15 protein-coding genes are annotated in these 17,010 nt (G+C 73.5%); 12 read left to right on the top strand and 3 right to left on the bottom strand.

Features of this window, described 5'->3' with window-relative positions; translation table 11 throughout:
• The first annotated feature begins 56 nt into the window (after positions 1-56).
• From coaBC to ACIGEZ_RS09210, 3 genes are all read left to right on the top strand, one after another.
• Entirely contained in the window at positions 57-1,271 is a 1,215-nt protein-coding gene (gene coaBC, locus ACIGEZ_RS09220) for a bifunctional phosphopantothenoylcysteine decarboxylase/phosphopantothenate--cysteine ligase CoaBC (protein ID WP_399827833.1), read from the top strand.
• A 261-nt stretch (positions 1,272-1,532) separates the two neighbouring features.
• A complete protein-coding gene (metK, locus tag ACIGEZ_RS09215) occupies positions 1,533-2,741 on the top strand; it encodes a methionine adenosyltransferase (protein WP_399827830.1) in 1,209 nt (402 codons plus the stop codon).
• A 92-nt stretch (positions 2,742-2,833) separates the two neighbouring features.
• Entirely contained in the window at positions 2,834-4,972 is a 2,139-nt protein-coding gene (locus ACIGEZ_RS09210; RefSeq protein ID WP_399827828.1) for a primosomal protein N', read from the top strand.
• Between the two features lie 238 nt (positions 4,973-5,210).
• Here the strand turns inward: ACIGEZ_RS09210 and ACIGEZ_RS09205 are convergent, their stop codons facing one another.
• A complete protein-coding gene (locus ACIGEZ_RS09205; RefSeq protein WP_399827825.1) occupies positions 5,211-5,738 on the bottom strand; it encodes a hypothetical protein in 528 nt (175 codons plus the stop codon).
• 262 nt (positions 5,739-6,000) lie between these two features.
• Between ACIGEZ_RS09205 and fmt the strand changes: the two genes are divergently transcribed.
• The 7 genes from fmt (at position 6,001) to ACIGEZ_RS09170 (ending at position 12,956) form a co-directional block, all read left to right on the top strand.
• Positions 6,001-6,933: a methionyl-tRNA formyltransferase gene (gene fmt, locus ACIGEZ_RS09200; protein ID WP_399827822.1), complete on the top strand. Its 933-nt coding sequence runs from the start codon at positions 6,001-6,003 to the stop codon at positions 6,931-6,933.
• 86 nt (positions 6,934-7,019) lie between these two features.
• Positions 7,020-8,465, top strand: coding sequence for an RsmB/NOP family class I SAM-dependent RNA methyltransferase (locus tag ACIGEZ_RS09195; RefSeq protein ID WP_399827819.1), 1,446 nt, complete (start codon positions 7,020-7,022; stop codon positions 8,463-8,465).
• Between the two features lie 96 nt (positions 8,466-8,561).
• Positions 8,562-9,245, top strand: a complete 684-nt coding sequence (gene rpe / locus ACIGEZ_RS09190) for a ribulose-phosphate 3-epimerase (protein WP_399827817.1) — start codon at positions 8,562-8,564, stop codon at positions 9,243-9,245.
• Between the two features lie 168 nt (positions 9,246-9,413).
• Positions 9,414-10,463: a sugar-binding transcriptional regulator gene (locus ACIGEZ_RS09185; protein WP_399827814.1), complete on the top strand. Its 1,050-nt coding sequence runs from the start codon at positions 9,414-9,416 to the stop codon at positions 10,461-10,463.
• A 170-nt stretch (positions 10,464-10,633) separates the two neighbouring features.
• Positions 10,634-11,089 carry a ribonuclease domain-containing protein gene (locus ACIGEZ_RS09180; protein WP_399827812.1) on the top strand — a complete coding sequence of 152 codons (456 nt, stop codon included), beginning with the start codon at positions 10,634-10,636 and terminating at the stop codon, positions 11,087-11,089.
• Entirely contained in the window at positions 11,076-11,408 is a 333-nt protein-coding gene (locus ACIGEZ_RS09175; RefSeq protein ID WP_399827810.1) for a barstar family protein, read from the top strand. Before ACIGEZ_RS09180 ends, ACIGEZ_RS09175 begins: the two co-directional genes overlap by 14 nt.
• A gap of 105 nt (positions 11,409-11,513) precedes the next feature.
• Entirely contained in the window at positions 11,514-12,956 is a 1,443-nt protein-coding gene (locus tag ACIGEZ_RS09170) for a GuaB1 family IMP dehydrogenase-related protein (protein ID WP_399827807.1), read from the top strand.
• 78 nt (positions 12,957-13,034) lie between these two features.
• Here the strand turns inward: ACIGEZ_RS09170 and ACIGEZ_RS09165 are convergent, their stop codons facing one another.
• Positions 13,035-14,060 (bottom strand): GDSL-type esterase/lipase family protein, encoded by a 1,026-nt coding sequence (locus tag ACIGEZ_RS09165; protein WP_399827805.1) that lies wholly within the window; start codon positions 14,058-14,060, stop codon positions 13,035-13,037.
• Positions 14,061-14,393: 333 nt separating this feature from the next.
• Here ACIGEZ_RS09165 and ACIGEZ_RS09160 point away from each other — a divergent pair, with 333 nt between their 5' ends.
• Positions 14,394-15,875, top strand: a complete 1,482-nt coding sequence (locus ACIGEZ_RS09160) for an amino acid permease (protein ID WP_399827803.1) — start codon at positions 14,394-14,396, stop codon at positions 15,873-15,875.
• A gap of 10 nt (positions 15,876-15,885) precedes the next feature.
• The gene (locus tag ACIGEZ_RS09155) at positions 15,886-16,341 is read left to right on the top strand and encodes an Lrp/AsnC family transcriptional regulator (RefSeq protein WP_399827801.1); all 456 of its coding nucleotides are present in this window, start codon (positions 15,886-15,888) and stop codon (positions 16,339-16,341) included.
• Positions 16,342-16,348: 7 nt separating this feature from the next.
• On the opposite strand, the gene ACIGEZ_RS09150 is transcribed toward ACIGEZ_RS09155, so the two are convergent.
• Positions 16,349-16,891 (bottom strand): Repetin, encoded by a 543-nt coding sequence (locus tag ACIGEZ_RS09150; protein WP_399827798.1) that lies wholly within the window; start codon positions 16,889-16,891, stop codon positions 16,349-16,351.
• Positions 16,892-17,010 lie beyond the last annotated feature (119 nt).

Genomic DNA, 17,010 nt, shown 5'->3' with positions numbered 1-17,010 from the left:
CCGGGCCTGTGGTGTCTCATGGAGTCGTACGCATCCGAGCGCGGGGAGTGGCAGTGGTGACGAAGCCGAAGGTCGTCCTGGGGGTCAGCGGTGGCATCGCCGCCTACAAGGCCTGCGAGCTGCTGCGGAGGCTGACCGAGTCGGGACACGACGTCCGCGTCGTCCCCACCGGCTCCGCCCTGAACTTCGTCGGCGCGGCCACCTGGTCCGCGCTCTCCGGCAACCCCGTCTCCACCGAGGTGTGGGAGTCCGTCCACGAGGTCCCGCACGTACGCATCGGCCAGGGTGCCGACCTCGTCGTCGTCGCGCCCGCCACCGCCGACATGCTGGCCAAGGCCGCCCACGGCCTCGCCGACGACCTGCTGACCAACACGCTGCTCACCGCGCGCTGTCCGGTCGTCTTCGCCCCGGCCATGCACACCGAGATGTGGGAGCACCCCGCCACCCAGGAGAACGTGGCCACGCTGCGCCGCCGCGGCGCCGTCGTCATCGAGCCGGCCGTCGGCCGCCTCACCGGCGTGGACACCGGCAAGGGGCGGCTCCCCGACCCGGGGGAGATCTTCGAGATCTGCCGCAGGATCCTCGCGCGCGGAGCCGGCGCCCCCGACCTCGCCGGCCGCCATCTCGTGGTCAGCGCCGGCGGCACCCGCGAGCCCCTCGACCCGGTCCGCTACCTCGGCAACCGTTCCTCCGGCAAGCAGGGCTACGCCCTCGCCAGGGCGGCCGCGGCCCGCGGCGCCCGGGTCACCCTGGTCGAGGCCAACACCGGCCTGCCCGACCCGGCCGGCGTCGACGTCGTTCACGTGGGCACCGCCGTCCAGCTGCGCGAGGCCGTCCTCAAGGCCGCCGCCGACGCCGACGCGGTGGTGATGGCCGCCGCGGTCGCCGACTTCCGGCCTGCCGCCTACGCCTCCGGCAAGATCAAGAAGACCGACGACGGCGGCGCCCCCACCATCGAGCTGGTCCGCAACCCCGACATCCTGGCCGAGATCGCCGCCGACCGCGCACTGCCCGGCCAGGTCGTCGTCGGCTTCGCGGCCGAGACGGACGACGTCCTCGCCAACGGTCGCAAGAAGCTGCGCCGCAAGGGCTGCGACCTGCTCGTCGTCAACGAGGTGGGGGAGCGCAAGACCTTCGGCTCCGAGGAGAACGAGGCCGTGGTCCTGGCCGCCGACGGCACCGAGACGCCGGTGCCGTACGGGCCGAAGGAGGCGCTCGCCGAAACGGTCTGGGACCTGGTGCTGCCGCGCCTGCGCTCCGCCTCGTCCTGACGGACATGCCGTCGCGTGAATTCCGGATCAACGGAAAGAGGCGGCCGGATATCGCCCTCGCGGCCTAGAGAAACTTCACAAAAAAGGACATAAGGCCAGCTCGGCAGGCTGATTCGCACGCCGCTCGCGGAAACACCCGCCGGGGGACCTGGCCAGATGCCCGATCGTGACCGATAGACTGTTCTCGGAACGTCGCGGGGCGCAGCCCCCTGCCGGTCCGCACTCGACTAGCCAGCAGCCGCTGCAACCCCAGGGAGCGTTGTGTCCCGTCGTCTGTTCACCTCGGAATCCGTGACCGAGGGTCACCCTGACAAGATCGCTGACCAGATCAGCGACACCATTCTCGACGCCCTGCTCAAGGAGGACCCCACCTCCCGCGTCGCCGTCGAGACGCTGATCACCACCGGCCTCGTACACGTCGCCGGTGAGGTGACCACCAAGGCCTGGGCGGACATCCCGACCCTCGTCCGCAACAAGATCCTCGACATCGGGTACGACTCCTCGAAGAAGGGCTTCGACGGCGCGTCCTGCGGCGTCTCGGTCTCCATCGGGTCGCAGTCCCCGGACATCGCGCAGGGCGTCGACACCGCCTACGAGCAGCGCGTCGAGGGCGACGAGGACGAGCTCGACAAGCAGGGCGCCGGCGACCAGGGCCTGATGTTCGGCTACGCGTCGGACGAGACCCCGGAGCTCATGCCGCTGCCGATCCACCTCGCGCACCGGCTCTCCCGCCGCCTGACCGAGGTCCGCAAGAACGGGACCATCCCGTACCTGCGTCCCGACGGCAAGACCCAGGTCACCATCGAGTACGACGGCGACAAGGCCGTCCGCCTCGACACGGTCGTGGTCTCCTCGCAGCACGCCTCGGACATCGACCTCGAGTCGCTGCTCGCGCCCGACATCCGCGAGTTCGTCGTCGAGCACGTCCTGAAGCAGCTCGTCGAGGACGGCATCAAGCTCGACACCGACGGCTACCGCCTGCTGGTCAACCCGACCGGCCGCTTCGAGATCGGCGGCCCGATGGGCGACGCCGGCCTCACCGGTCGCAAGATCATCATCGACACCTACGGCGGCATGGCCCGCCACGGTGGCGGCGCCTTCTCGGGCAAGGACCCGTCCAAGGTCGACCGCTCGGCCGCCTACGCCATGCGCTGGGTCGCCAAGAACGTCGTCGCCGCGGGCCTCGCCTCCCGCTGCGAGGTCCAGGTCGCGTACGCGATCGGCAAGGCGGAGCCCGTCGGCCTCTTCGTCGAGACCTTCGGCACCAACACCATCGAGACCGAGAAGATCGAGAACGCCATCGCCGAGGTCTTCGACCTGCGCCCGGCCGCGATCATCCGCGACCTCGACCTGCTCCGCCCGATCTACTCCCAGACCGCCGCCTACGGCCACTTCGGCCGCGAGCTGCCGGACTTCACCTGGGAGCGCACGGACCGCGTGGACGCCCTGAAGAAGGCCGCGGGCGTCTGACCGCAGCAGTCTCGGTAAGGCCCGGCACCCTGGGGTGCCGGGCCTTCGCCGTGCCCGGCCGACTGTCCGACGCGTCTGGTAGGTATGGGGCTGTGAGCAGCGAGGACGAGAAGGCCGAGGGGCGCGAGGAGCCCGAGCAGCTCGCGCTCATCCGGGAGAGCGTGCGCAAGGCGAAGGTGCCGCGGGCCAAGCCGCGGACGTGGCGGGGTGCCGCGCTCGCCAAGGAGCTGCCGGTGGCGCGGGTCGTGGTGAACAAGGGCGTGCTGCACCTCGACCAGTTCTTCGACTACGCCGTGCCCGAGGAACTGGACGCCGTGGCGCAGCCCGGGGTGCGGGTGCGGGTGCGGTTCGGCGCCGGGGCGCATCAGGTCAGGGGCGGGCGGCGCGAGGGCGGGCGGCTCATCGACGGGTTCCTCGTCGAGCGGCGCGCCGACTCCGACTACTCGGGGCCGCTCGCCGCGCTCGCCGACGTCGTCTCGCCCGAGCCCGTGCTCGGCCCCGAGCTGCTCGGGCTCGCCCGGGCCGTCGCCGACCGGTACGCGGGCAGCCTCGCCGACGTGCTCCAGCTCGCCGTGCCACCGCGCAGCGCCCGCGCCGAGAGCCGGCCCTCGCCCGCGCCGCTGCCGCCGCCGGCCGCGCCCGAGGCGGGGAGCTGGGCGCGGTACGAGCAGGGGCCCGCGTTCCTGGACTCGCTCGCCCACGGCGGGGCGCCCCGGGCCGTCTGGAACGCGCTGCCGGGGCCGCATTGGGCCGAGGAGATCGCCCGGGCCGTCGCCGCCACCCTCGCCTCCGGGCGCGGCGCCCTCGTCGTCGTCCCCGACGGCCGCGCCGCCACCCGCGTGGACGCGGCCCTGACCGCCCTCCTCGGCGAGGGGCGGCACGCGCTGCTCACCGCCGAGGCGGGGCCCGAGAAGCGCTACGCGCAGTGGCTCGCCGTGCGGCGCGGCGCCGTGCGCGCGGCCGTCGGCACGCGGGCCGCGATGTTCGCGCCCGTACGCGACCTCGGGCTCGCCGTCATCTGGGACGACGGCGACACCAGCCACAGCGAACCGCACGCCCCGCAGCCGCACGCCCGCGACGTCCTGCTGCTGCGCGCCGCCCATGAGCGCTGCGCCTTCCTGCTCGGCGCGACCAGCTGCACCGTCGAGGCCGCCCAGCTCGTCGAGTCCGGCTGGGCCCGGCCCCTCGTCGCCGGCCGCGACCGGGTGCGCACCGCCGCGCCCCTCGTCCGGACCGTCGGCGACACCGACCTCGCCCGCGACGAGGCCGCCCGCGCCGCCCGGCTGCCCACGCTCGCCTGGCAGGTGGTGCGGGAGGGTCTCAGGACCGGGCCCGTCCTCGTCCAGGTGCCCCGCCGCGGATACGTGCCCCGGCTCGCCTGCGAGCGGTGCCGGACGCCCGCCCGCTGCCGGCACTGCTCCGGCCCCCTGGAGGCCCCCGAGCAGCAGGAGCTGCGGTGCGGCTGGTGCGGGCGGGGCGCGGATGACTGGCACTGCGTGGCGTGCGGCTCGACCCGGCTGCGGGCCCAGGTCGTCGGTGCCCGGCGCACGGCCGAGGAACTGGGCCGGGCCTTTCCCGCCGTGCCCGTACGGACCTCCGGTCGCGACCACGTCCTGGACCGCGTGCCGGGGCGCCCGGCGCTGGTGGTCAGCACCCCCGGCGCCGAACCCGTCGCCGAAGGCGGCTACGCGGCCGCGCTGCTCCTCGACGGCTGGGCGATGCTCGGCCGCCCCGACCTGAGGGCCGGAGAGGAGGCGCTGCGCCGCTGGATCGACGCGGCCTCCCTGGTACGGGGTCAGGGCGACGGAGGCACCGTCGTGGTCGTCGCCGAACCGACCCTGCGGCCCGTGCAGGCCCTCGTCCGCTGGGACCCCGTCGGGCACGCCCAGCGCGAACTGGCCGAGCGGGCCGAGCTCGGCTTCCCGCCGGTCTCCCGCATGGCCGCGGTCGCCGGGCCCCCGGACGCCCTCGCCGCCTTCCTGGCGGCCGCCGACCTGCCTCCGGACGCCGAGATCCTGGGCCCCGTCCCGCTCCCCGTCACCCGCCCCGGCGGCCCGCGCCGGCCCGGCGACACCCCGCCCGGCGAACAGTGGGAACGCGCCCTGATCCGCGTCCCGCCCGGCACCGGCGCCGCCCTGGCCACCGCCCTGAAGCAGGCTCAGGCCTCCCGCCTCGCCAGGGGCGGGGGAGAGCCGGTACGGGTGCGGGTGGACCCGCCGGACATCGGCTGAGGAGGGGGAGAAGGGGGAGAAGGGGAGCACGGGAGAGCACCGGAGGACACAAGGGAGGACGGGCGACGGGTGGGACCCAGGGGGCCGGGGGACCGGCGCCCCGGGCGGCCGCGGACGCGCGACGGCCGCCCGGCCGCGACGGAGGCGTGCGGTGGGCGGCCGTGGACGGCGGGGGAGGCCGTGGGGGTCGCTGCCTAGCGGGCGGCCGTGGACGGCGGCCGGGGCCGGTCGGCCGTGTTCAGCCGTTGCGCGGGGCCGGGAAAGCCGGCGGGCGCTGCTCCTCGCGGAGGGCATGGCTGCCCGAGGCCGGCTGGGGCGGCATCGTGCGGGCCGGGGGCACGACCGGAGCCGTGCGGGCCGCGGCGGGCTCCGGCGTGCGCTCCTGCTCAAGGGCGACGCCGGCGACGCCCGGCTGCGGGGCGCGGCGGGAGCCGTAGCGGCGGTGCACCGCCTGCTTGGTGACTCCGAGCGCGGAGCCCACCGCGTCCCACGAGAACCCGAGCGAGCGGTCGAAGTCCACCGCCGCGGTGACCAGGGTCTCGACGCTGTCCCGCAGCTCCTGGGCGAGCCGGACGGTCGGGGCGGGGGCGCGCCCGTAGACGACGAAGCCCGTGGACGGGGCGGAGCGGCGAGGGCGGTAGACATTGCCCAGCTGGGCCGTCAGCGTGCGCAGTGCGTCCACCTGCCGCCGGACCCGCTCGATGTCCCGCACCAGCAGGTGCAGACTCGCCCGGGCCTGGGCGTCGTGGGTTGCGTGGTCGGCCATGGATAAGCCTCTCGAACCGGCGTGTAAAGGGGCGGGTCGCTGGGGGAAGGGCGACCCGATTCGGTCAATCTCTCTTGACCAACGCGCCACCGGGAGTTGGGTCACGCTGCGGGGGCGTATCCGCATATGCGCAGGGCGCTCGTGCTCACGTACGCCCCCTGGGACAACCGCGCCTAGACTGGTGCGCTGCCCTCCCGCAAGCTCTCGGCTTCGCCCGAGCGGGGAGGTACCCCCATCGCCCCGAGATGCGAGGTTTTCCCGCGTGAAGCTCGTCTTCGCAGGCACCCCCGAGGTCGCCGTACCCGCCCTGGACGCCCTGCTCGCCTCCGGGCGGCACGAGGTGGCCGCCGTCGTCACCCGGCCCGACGCCCCCGCCGGCCGCGGCCGGCGGCTCGTCGCGAGCCCCGTCGCCGAGCGCGCCGAGGAGGCCGGGATCGAGATCCTGAAGCCGGAGCGGCCCCGCGACGAGGCCTTCCTCGCACGGCTGCGGGAGATCGCGCCCGACTGCTGCCCGGTCGTCGCGTACGGCGCGCTGCTGCCACGTGTCGCCCTCGACATCCCGGCCCGGGGCTGGGTCAACCTGCACTTCTCGCTGCTGCCCGCCTGGCGCGGCGCCGCGCCGGTGCAGCACGCCGTGATGGCCGGGGACGAGGTGACCGGCGCCTCGACCTTCCTGATCGAGGAGGGGCTCGACGCCGGCCCCGTCTACGGCGTGGTGACCGAGGACGTCCGCCCCACCGACACCAGCGGCGACCTGCTCACCCGCCTCGCCTTCGCGGGCGCCGGGCTGCTCGCCGCGACCATGGACGGCATCGAGGACGGCACCCTCAAGGCCGTGCCGCAGCCCGCCGACGGCATCACCCTCGCCCCGAAGATCCAGGTCGAGGACGCCCACGTCGACTTCGCGGCCCCGGCGCTGCGCGTCGACCGCGTCGTCCGCGGCTGCACCCCCGCCCCCGGCGCCTGGACCCTCTTCCGCGCCGAGCGCCTGAAGCTCATCCAGGTGGCCCTCGTGGCGGACCGCACCGACCTGGCCCCGGGTGAGCTCGCCGTCGGCAAGAACAACGTGTACGCCGGCACCGGCTCCCACGCCGTCGAACTCCTGTGGGTCCAGCCCCAGGGCAAGAAGCCGATGAAGGCGGCCGACTGGGCGCGTGGCGTGCGGATCGCCGCGGGCGAGCGGGTCGGGGCGTAGCACCGGGTCGGGCGGACGTAGGCTGAGAGGGTCCGGGCCCGATCGTCCGGACCTCTCCACCGGTTCATTCCTCACGCGGAGCACCTTTGAGCGAGCAGGCGGGTCGTCGCACCCCCACGTCCTCCCCCAAGTCCCCCAAGTCCCCCAAGCCCCACCGGCGGCCGAAGAAGGACCCCGTCCGGATCCTCGCCTTCGAGGCGCTGCGGGCCGTGGACGAGCGGGACGCGTACGCGAACCTCGTGCTGCCGCCGCTGCTGAAGAAGGCGCGGGAGCGCACCGAGGGCTTCGACGGGCGGGACGCGGCGCTCGCGACCGAGCTCGTGTACGGGACGCTGCGCCGGCAGGGCACCTACGACGCGATCATCGCGGCCTGCATCGACCGGCCGCTGCGCGAGGTCGACCCGCCGGTGCTCGACGTGCTCGCGCTCGGCGCGCACCAGCTGCTCGGCACCCGCATCCCGAGCCACGCCGGGGTCTCCGCCACCGTCGAGCTGGCCCGGGTGGTGCTCGGCGAGGGGCGGGCCAAGTTCGTGAACGCCGTGCTGCGCAAGATCGCGCAGGACGACTTCGACACCTGGGTGGCTCGGGTCGCGCCGCCGTACGACAAGGACGCCGAGGACCACCTCGCCGTGGTCCACTCGCACCCCCGCTGGGTGGTCTCGGCGCTCTGGGACGCGCTCGGCGGCGGCCGCGCCGGGATCGAGGCGCTCCTGGAGGCCGACAACGAGCGGCCCGAGGTCACCCTGGTCGCCCGCCCCGGCCGGGCCACCACCGAGGAGCTGGCCCGGGCCGCCGAGACCGAGCCCGGGCGCTGGTCGCCGTACGCGCGGCGGCTCGCGGAGGGCGGCGAGCCCGGCGCGATCGAGGCCGTCGCCGAGGGCCGGGCGGGCGTCCAGGACGAGGGCAGCCAGCTCGTCGCCATCGCCCTCGCCAACGCGCCCCTCGAAGGCTCCGACACCCGCTGGCTCGACGGCTGCGCGGGCCCCGGCGGCAAGGCGGCCCTGCTCGGCGCCCTCGCCGCCGAGCGCGGTGCCGCCCTGCTCGCCTCCGAGAAGCAGCCGCACCGGGCCCGCCTGGTCGAGCGCGCGCTGGCCGGCAACCCCGGCCCGTACCAGGTCATCGCCGCCGACGGCACCCGCCCGCCGTGGCGCGAGGGCAGCTTCGACCGGGTCCTGATGGACGTGCCCTGCTCGGGGCTCGGCGCCCTGCGCCGCCGCCCCGAGGCCCGCTGGCGCCGCCGCCCCTCCGACCTGGACGGCTTCGCGCCGCTCCAGCGCGGGCTGCTCACCGAGGCGCTGCGGGCCGTGCGGGTCGGCGGGGTCGTCGGGTACGCGACCTGCTCCCCGCACCTCGCCGAGACCCGGGTGGTCGTCGACGACGTCCTGAAGAAGACCGGCGGCGCCGAGCTCGTCGACGCCCGCCCGCTGTTCCCCGGCGTGCCGGACCTCGGCGAGGGCCCTGACGTCCAGCTGTGGCCGCATCTGCACGGTACGGACGCGATGTATCTGGCGTTGATCCGCCGCACGGCCTGACGGAATCTCCTGGTCTGTACCAGTACGCGCCGTACTCCTCGGGCTCCGAACCGCCTCGCGGCAAAGAAGTCCTCAAGAACGTGGCAGGCTTGGCACATGGCGCAGATCAATCCCAGCATTCTGTCCGCGGACTTCGCCCGGCTCGCCGAGGAGGCGAAGGCGGTCGACGGGGCCGACTGGCTGCACGTCGACGTGATGGACAACCACTTCGTGCCCAACCTGACGCTGGGCGTGCCGATCGTGGAGTCGCTCAGCCGGGCGACGGACACCCCCCTCGACTGCCACCTCATGATCGAGGACCCGGACCGCTGGGCCCCGCAGTACGTGGAGGCCGGCGCCGGCTCCGTCACCTTCCACGTGGAGGCCGCGGCCGCGCCGGTGCGCCTCGCGCGGGAGATCCGGGCCAAGGGCGCGCGGGCGTCCATGGCGCTCAAGCCGGCCACGCCCATCGAGCCGTACGAGGACCTGCTGCCCGAGCTGGACATGCTCCTGATCATGACCGTGGAGCCCGGCTTCGGCGGTCAGGCCTTCCTCGACATCATGCTGCCGAAGATCCGCCGCACCCGTGAGCTGATCTCCAAGCACGGACTCGAGCTCTGGCTCCAGGTCGACGGCGGCGTCGCCGAGTCCACCATCGAGCGGTGCGCCGAGGCCGGGGCGGACGTCTTCGTCGCCGGTTCCGCCGTCTACGGGGCGGCCGACCCGGCCGCCGCCGTCCGCGGGCTGCGGGCCAAGGCGGAGGCCGCGACCGCCACCGCGGCGTGGGCGTGTGGCCACTGAGCCTCCGGTGGGCCTCCGGCACATGAACGCGTCCCGTCGGGCCGCCGACGGAACCCAACAGGACCCACCGGATCTGACAGGATGAACGGTGAGTCCAGAGTGTGAACAGCAGTAGTGCACCAGTAGTGCAGTGGCAGCCAGTGCAGCGCAGCGCGTGTGCAGCGGTACGTGAACAGCAGTGAGGAGATCGCGGTGGCGGGTATGTCGGCGGGACGGTCAGCCCTGCGGATGGGACCCGCGGAGCTCGTGCAGGCGGCGGCCATGGCCCGCCGCTTCTACCTCGAGGGCAAGTCCAAGATCCAGATCGCCGAGGAGTTCGGCGTGAGCCGCTTCAAGGTGGCCCGGGTCCTGGAGACCGCCCTGGAGCGCGACCTCGTGCGCATCGAGATCCGCGTACCGGCCGAGCTGGACGCCGAGCGCTCCGACGCGCTCCGCGCCCGCTACGGGCTCCGCCACGCCGTCGTCGTCGAGTCGCCGGCGGAGGGTGACGAGGAGTCGCCCGACCCGGAGAACCTCGGCGAGGTCGCGGCCGACCTGCTCGGCGAGCTGGTCACCGAAGGGGACGTCCTGGGCCTGGCCTGGGGCCGCTCCACCATCCACATGGCGGCCGCCCTCGACCGGCTGCCGCCCTGCACCGTCGTCCAGCTCACCGGTGTGTACGACGCCGGGACCGCCGAGCGCGGCTCGGTCGAGGCGGTACGGCGTGCCGCCCAGGTCTCGGGCGGCGAGGCCCACCCGATCTACGCGCCGATGCTGCTGCCGGACCCGGCCACCGCGGCCGCGCTGCGCAGCCAGACCGGCATCGCGAGAGCCTTCGAGTACTTCGACAAGGTCACCGTCGCCTGCGTCTCCATCGGCTCCTGGGAGCCGGGCATCTCGACCGTCCACGACATGCTCTCCGACGAGGAGCGCGCCCACTACGCCTCGCTCGGCGTCGCCGCCGAGATGTCCGCGCACCTCTTCGACGCGGAGGGCCGCCGGGTCGGCCGCGACCTGGGCGAGCGGTGCATCACCGTCGAGGCGGACCGGCTGCGCCGGATCCCCGAGGTCGTCGCCATCGCGGGCGGCCAGCGCAAGGCGGCCGCGATCGGCGCGGTGCTCCGCTCGGGCCTCGTCACCAGCCTGGTGACCGACCGCTCGGCGGCCGACTTCCTGCTCACCGAGTTCAGCCCGGGTCCGCGCCCGGCCCTGGACCGGGCGGACCCGGACGGGTCCTGACGCCCGACGGGCCCTGACGCCCGACGGGCCCTGACGCCCGACGGGCCCTGACGCCCGACGGGTCCTGACGCCCGACGGGTTCCGAACCCCTCCAGGTCCCGCACGGTCCGGAACCGACACGCCCCGTCGTACGTCCGGCGGGGCTTCGTCGTCGGTGGCAGCATCGGGGCATGATCCTGCGATGCGCCCGGCTCGGGCTCGCCCTGCTGGCCGGGCTGTCGCTGCTGCTCACCGGGTGCTCCGGCGCCGGCACGGTCACCGGGACCGGGACGGCCACGGCCCCCCGTACCGCCGCCGCTCCCGCCGTCCCCTCCCGTGCCCCCACCGCCTCCTCCGGGCTGCGCACCGTCCGCCTGGCCGAGCTGCCGCCCGAGGCGCGCAGGACCCTCGCCCTGATCGCCGACGGCGGGCCCTTCCCGTACGCCAAGGACGGCGCCGTGTTCGCGAACTTCGAGCGCGTGCTGCCCCAGCGCCGCCGCGGCTACTACCACGAGTACACGGTCAGGACCCCCGGCGAGCGCGACCGCGGGGCGCGGCGCATCGTCACCGGACGGGGCGGCGAGATCTACTACACCGACGACCACTACGAGTCCTTCAGGGAGGTGGTCGCCGATGCGGCTCGATGACGCCGTCGTCCTCGACCTGTACGGGGCGGCCGACAAGGCCGCCTTCATGGAGCGCTGCGCCGCCGCGCTCGCCCTGCCCGACTGGTTCGGCCGCAACTGGGACGCCCTCGCCGACTGCCTGACCGACCTGCCCGAGCCCCTCGCGCTCGTCGTCAGCGGCTGGCAGGAGTACGCGAGGACCGCGCCCGCCGAGTGGGGTCTGGCCCAGGAGGTCTTCGCCACGGCCGTCGAGGAGCGCCCCGGCCGTCTCACCGTGCTCCTCTCCCTCGGGGAGGTCTTCGGAGGATCCGACGAAGGCCCTGCCGCAAGGCTCGGATGAATCGCCCGGGGCTGGTAAACGTAGCGGCGTGGGACAATGAACTACGTGCTTTTTCCCCTGGCTGAAATGCCTAGGGGCCGATCCGAACGACTGGGATGTCAGCACGTGCGTTTCCTCAATGACGTCAAGCCGCCGTACGACCTCACGTACGACGATGTGTTCATGGTGCCGAGCCGCTCGGCCGTCGGTTCCCGCCAGGGCGTGGACCTCTCCTCGCCGGACGGGACCGGTACGACGATTCCGCTGGTCGTGGCCAACATGACCGCCATCGCCGGCCGCCGCATGGCCGAGACCGTCGCCCGCCGCGGCGGCCTGGTCGTCATTCCCCAGGACATCCCGATCGAGGTCGTCACCGACGTCATCGGCTGGGTCAAGTCCCGCCACCACGTCCTCGACACCCCGATCGTCCTGGAGCCGCACCAGACGGTCGCCGACGCGCTCTCCCTGCTGCCCAAGCGGGCGCACGACGCCGGTGTCGTCGTCGACGAGAACCGGCGCCCGATCGGCGTGGTCACCGACGCCGACCTGTCCGGTGTGGACCGCTTCACCCAGCTGTCCGAGGTCATGTCGAAGGACCTGCTGCTCCTCGACGCCGACATCGAGCCGCGCGAGGCCTTCCACACCCTCGACACCGCCAACCGCCGCTACGCCCCGGCCGTCGACAAGGACGGCAAGCTGGTCGGCATCCTCACCCGCAAGGGCGCGCTCCGCGCGACCCTGTACGCCCCGGCCGTCGACAAGGACGGCAAGCTGCGCATCGCGGCGGCCGTCGGCATCAACGGCGACTTCGTGGGCAAGGCCAAGCAGCTGCTCGACGCGGGCGTGGACACGCTCGTCATCGACACCGCGCACGGCCACCAGGAGTCGATGATCAACGCGATCAAGGCCGTGCGGGCGCTCGACCCGCAGGTCCCGATCGTCGCGGGCAACATCGTCGCCGCCGAGGGCGTCAAGGACCTCATCGAGGCCGGCGCGGACATCATCAAGGTCGGTGTAGGCCCCGGCGCCATGTGCACCACCCGCATGATGACCGGCGTGGGCCGCCCGCAGTTCTCGGCCGTCCTGGAGTGCGCCGCCGAGGCGAAGAAGTACGGCAAGCACGTCTGGGCCGACGGCGGTGTCCGTCACCCGCGCGACGTCGCCATGGCGCTCGCCGCCGGCGCGTCCAACGTCATGATCGGCTCCTGGTTCGCCGGCACCTACGAGTCCCCGGGCGACCTCCAGCACGACGCCCAGGGCCGTGCCTACAAGGAGTCCTTCGGCATGGCCTCCGCCCGCGCGGTCAAGAACCGCACGAGCGAGGAGTCGGCCTACGACCGCGCCCGCAAGGCACTGTTCGAGGAGGGCATCTCCACCTCGCGCATGTTCCTCGACCCGCAGCGCCCGGGCGTCGAGGACCTGATCGACTCGATCATCGCCGGTGTCCGCTCCTCCTGCACCTACGCCGGTGCCGGCTCGCTCGCCGAGTTCGAGGAGAAGGCCGTCGTCGGCATCCAGTCCGCCGCGGGCTACGCGGAGGGCAAGCCGCTGCACGCCAGCTGGAGCTAGCACGCCGGCGGAGCCGCTCCGCCCTGTGCCGTGAGAACCGCGGGCCCCCGGGAGATCCCTCCCGGGGGCCCGCGGCGTTCACGGACCGCTTGCGGCGTTCACGAACCCCGCGGCGTTCACGAACCCCGCCTGACGCAGCGCCCCCGCCACCGCCGTCGCGATCCGGGCGTGGCCGCGGTCGTCGGGGTGGAGGCCGTCGGCGAGGTCCTGCGGGGTCAGGAGCGGCAGGCCGGGCAGGAGGGCCAGGCGGGCGTCGCCGGCCGTCACGAGGTCGCGTACGGCCTCCTCCATGGCCGTACGCAGCTCCGCGAGAGTGGCGCCCAGGGCGTTGCCGGTCCGTTCGGCCTCCGGGCGCAGGACGGGGGAGAGGAGCAGCACCGGGGTGCGGGGGTGGCCGCGGCGGACCAGGGCGAGGAACGCGCGGGTGGTCTCGTACAGGAGCGGCGCCGAACAGGGCACGGCGGCCCAGCAGTTGGTGCCGAACGCGAGGGTGATCAGCTCGCCCGGCAGGCGGGCGAGGTGCTCCGCGAGGGGGAGCTCGCCGCGCGCCCCGCCCGCGTAGCCGAGGTTCACCGGGTCGAGGCCGAGCGCCCGGCCCGCCGTCGCGGGCCAGGAGTGCGCGGGGCGGGTCGACCACCAGCCCTCGGTGATCGAGTCGCCGTGGACCAGCCAGCGGGGGCGGCGCGGCGCCGGGGTCAGGGCGCCGCCGAGCGCCCGCAGGCCCCGCACGACCGGCGCCTGCCCCTCCGGCAGATGGAGGGTGAACTCCCCTCCCGAGCCCGGGAGCCCGACGCGTACGACGGACTCCTCGGCCGGCTCCGCGAACACCTCCGCGAGACAGTCCGGCCCCTGCCACAGCGCGAACCCGTGCCGCAGCGCGCGCAGTTCGTCCCCCGCCGCGGGCAGCGCCGCCCGGTAGCGAAGCTCCACCGCCCGGGTGCCCGGCGCCGCCGTGAACTCGACCCGCACCCCGATCGGCAGGGCGGCCCGTTCGGCGATGTCCCAGGGCAGCCGTTGCAGGTCGGCCGGGTCGGCCCGGACCGGCCTGCCGCCGTCCAGCCACGCCGTACCGCGCAGAAAGGGCTCGGGCTCCAGCCAGGTCACGACGACCTCCGTTCGGGCGGGTGCAGCGTGGGCCATCGGGCCCGAGGAGTCAATGCACGTGCGCGAGTCGCCCGATGCCCCCGATGTGTCGATTCATGCGGGGGCGCGCAATGTTTCCCCGTCTGCTCCCCAAGCGCGCAATGATCATCCGGCACTGCGCAACAACCCTGCATTACGACTGCGAAGCTCCAGCCCTTAGGCTCGTGCCCCGTACCAGGAGTGGCGGTGACCGCCTGCTCGGCGGTTTCCCCTCCCCCCGTGGGCATGTCCGCATGCCCACGTGCCGCCGCGGTCCACGCCCGTCTACAGGCAGCGATGAAGGAGCCTTACGCAGTGCTGGACCAAGGCGCAGCCCCACCGGTCGACGACTCGACCGTCCGCAAGACCTCCGGGCTCTCGGCCCTCACCCGTCGCAAGCCGGTCGAAAGCCTGGTCGAAGAGGGTGGCCAGGGCGAGGGCGGCACCCTCCGCCGCTCGCTCTCGATGTGGCAGCTGACCATGATCAGCATCGGTGCGACGCTCGGCACCGGCATCTTCGTCGTGCTGGGCGACGCCGTCCCGAAGGCCGGCCCCGCCGTCACGCTGGCCTTCGTGATCGCCGGCCTCACGGCGCTGTTCTCGGCCCTCTCGTACGCGGAGCTGGCCGGTTCCATACCGGTCGCGGGGTCCTCGTACTCGTACGCGTACGCAACGATGGGCGAACTCGTCGCCTGGGTCTGCGGCTGGTGCCTGGTCCTGGAGTACGGCGTGTCCGTCGCCGCCGTGGCGGTCGGCTGGGGCGAGTACCTCAACGAGCTGCTCGACGGCACCATCGGCGTCACCATCCCCGACGTGCTCTCCTCGGCCCCCGGCGAGGGCGGCGTCATCAACCTGCCCGGCCTCATCGTCGTGCTGCTGGCCATGGTGTTCCTGCTCGGCGGCGCCCGCGAGTCCGCCGTGGCCAACACGATCATGGTCGCGGTGAAGATCGCCGCGCTCGTGCTCTTCTGCGCCATCGGCTTCATGGGCTTCAAGTCCGGCAACTACAAGGACTTCATGCCGCTCGGCATCACCGGCGTCGGCGCCGCCAGCGCCACGCTCTTCTTCTCGTACATCGGCTTCGACGCGGCCTCCACGGCCGGCGAGGAGGCCAAGAACCCCAAGCGCGACCTGCCGCGGGCGATCATGCTCTCGCTGATCATCGTCACGGTGTTCTACGTCCTCGTCGCCGCCGTCGCGGTCGGCGCGTGGCACTGGAAGGCGTTCGAGGGCTCCGAGGCCACCCTGGCGGCGATCATGAACGACGTCACCGGCCAGACCTTCTGGGGCACCCTGCTCGCCGCCGGCGCCGTCATCTCCATCGCCAGCGTCGTCCTGACCGTGCTCTACGGCCAGACCCGCATCCTCTTCGCGATGTCCCGCGACGGCCTCGTCCCTAAGGCCTTCGGCAAGGTCAGCGCCAAGACCGGCACCCCGCGCGTCAACACGGTGATCGTCTCCCTGTTCTGCGCCGCCCTCGCCTCGGTCATCCCGCTCGGCAAGCTCGTCGACGCGACCAGCATCGGCACCCTCTTCGCCTTCGCCCTGGTCAACATCGCGGTGATCGTGCTGCGCTACACGCGCCCCGACATGCCGCGCACCTTCAAGGTGGTCTTCGGGCCGCTGTTCCCGATCCTCGGCTTCGGCTTCTGCGCGTACAACATGTTCAGCCTCGACTCGGTCACCTGGGTGGTCTTCGGTTGCTGGATGGCCGCGGGACTCGTGTTCTACTTCCTGTACGGCATGCGCCGCTCCCGACTGGCCACCGCAGCGACAGCAGCATCAGCAGAGAAGTGATCCACCCGTAGTGCGACTCAACGACCTCGACGAACGCATCGTCCACGCTCTCGCGGAGGACGCCCGCCGCAGCTACGCCGACATCGGCTCGCTGGTCGGTCTCTCCGCGCCCGCCGTCAAGCGGCGCGTGGACCGGCTCCGGGCCGAGGGCGCCATCACCGGCTTCACCGTACGGGTGGACCCGGCGGCGCTCGGCTGGGAGACGGAGGGGTTCGTCGAGATCTACTGCCGCCACAACACCTCGCCGGAGGACATCCGGCGAGGGCTGGAGCGGTACCCCGAGGTGGTGTCCGCGTCGACCGTCACCGGTGACGCGGACGCCGTCGTCCAGGTCTTCTCCTCCGACATGCGCCACTTCGAGCGCGTCCTGGAGCGGATCGCGGGCGAGCCCTTCGTGGAGCGCACCAAGTCCGTCCTGGTGCTCTCGCCGCTGCTGCGGCGCTTCTCCTCCGGCTCGCCCGCCTGAGACGGGTCTACTCGGCCGGGTACTCGGGCTGCCACGGCAGCACCGTGAAGTCGCCGCTGCCGGCCTTCACCTTCTCGAAGGGGGCGGAGCTCATGCACGGGGGCAGCTCCTTGAACTCCTCGGACGTCATCCAGCTGTAGCCGAGGCGGTCGTGCCGGCCGTCGTCGTGCACCGAGACCCCGACGCGCTTGTTCCGGAAGGCGTCCACATCGGTCTCGGTCACGACGCCCGTCACCACGGCCACCTTGCCCCCGGTGACCAGGCAGTCGACCTTCGCCACCGCGTAGCCGCCCACGGCCCCCTTGTAGTGACTGAACCGGAAGGTGCCGGTCGCCGCCTGCGGATCCCTGTTGTCCCCGGCCCCCAGATGCGCGTCGAAGGTGAAGGTGATGTCGTCGCCGGCCGGGCGGTACAGCTTGGCCGTGCCCGTCAGCGCCGCGGCCTCCCGGCTGCCGCCCCGGCCGTCGCCGGAGGCGACGGCGGAGCCCGCCGCCCCCGCGGTGATCAGCACAGCGGCGGCCAGGGCGGCGATCTTCGTACGACGGTTCATGTCGATTCGGTCCTTTCGGCAGGTCATCCGGCTGGTCGACCGGGCGACCACCACTCTTCCGCGCCGCTCCCGCCCGGACATCGCGCCACGGAACGGTCCGTCCTCCGCCACGCGGCGGA

Origin of the sequence: Streptomyces sp. NPDC085481 (assembly GCF_044541845.1) — a bacterium.
Classification (GTDB): Bacteria; Actinomycetota; Actinomycetes; order Streptomycetales; family Streptomycetaceae; genus Streptomyces.
The sequence above is the reverse complement of the archived record's forward strand: the minus strand, read 5'-3'. Positions and strand labels throughout refer to the sequence as shown.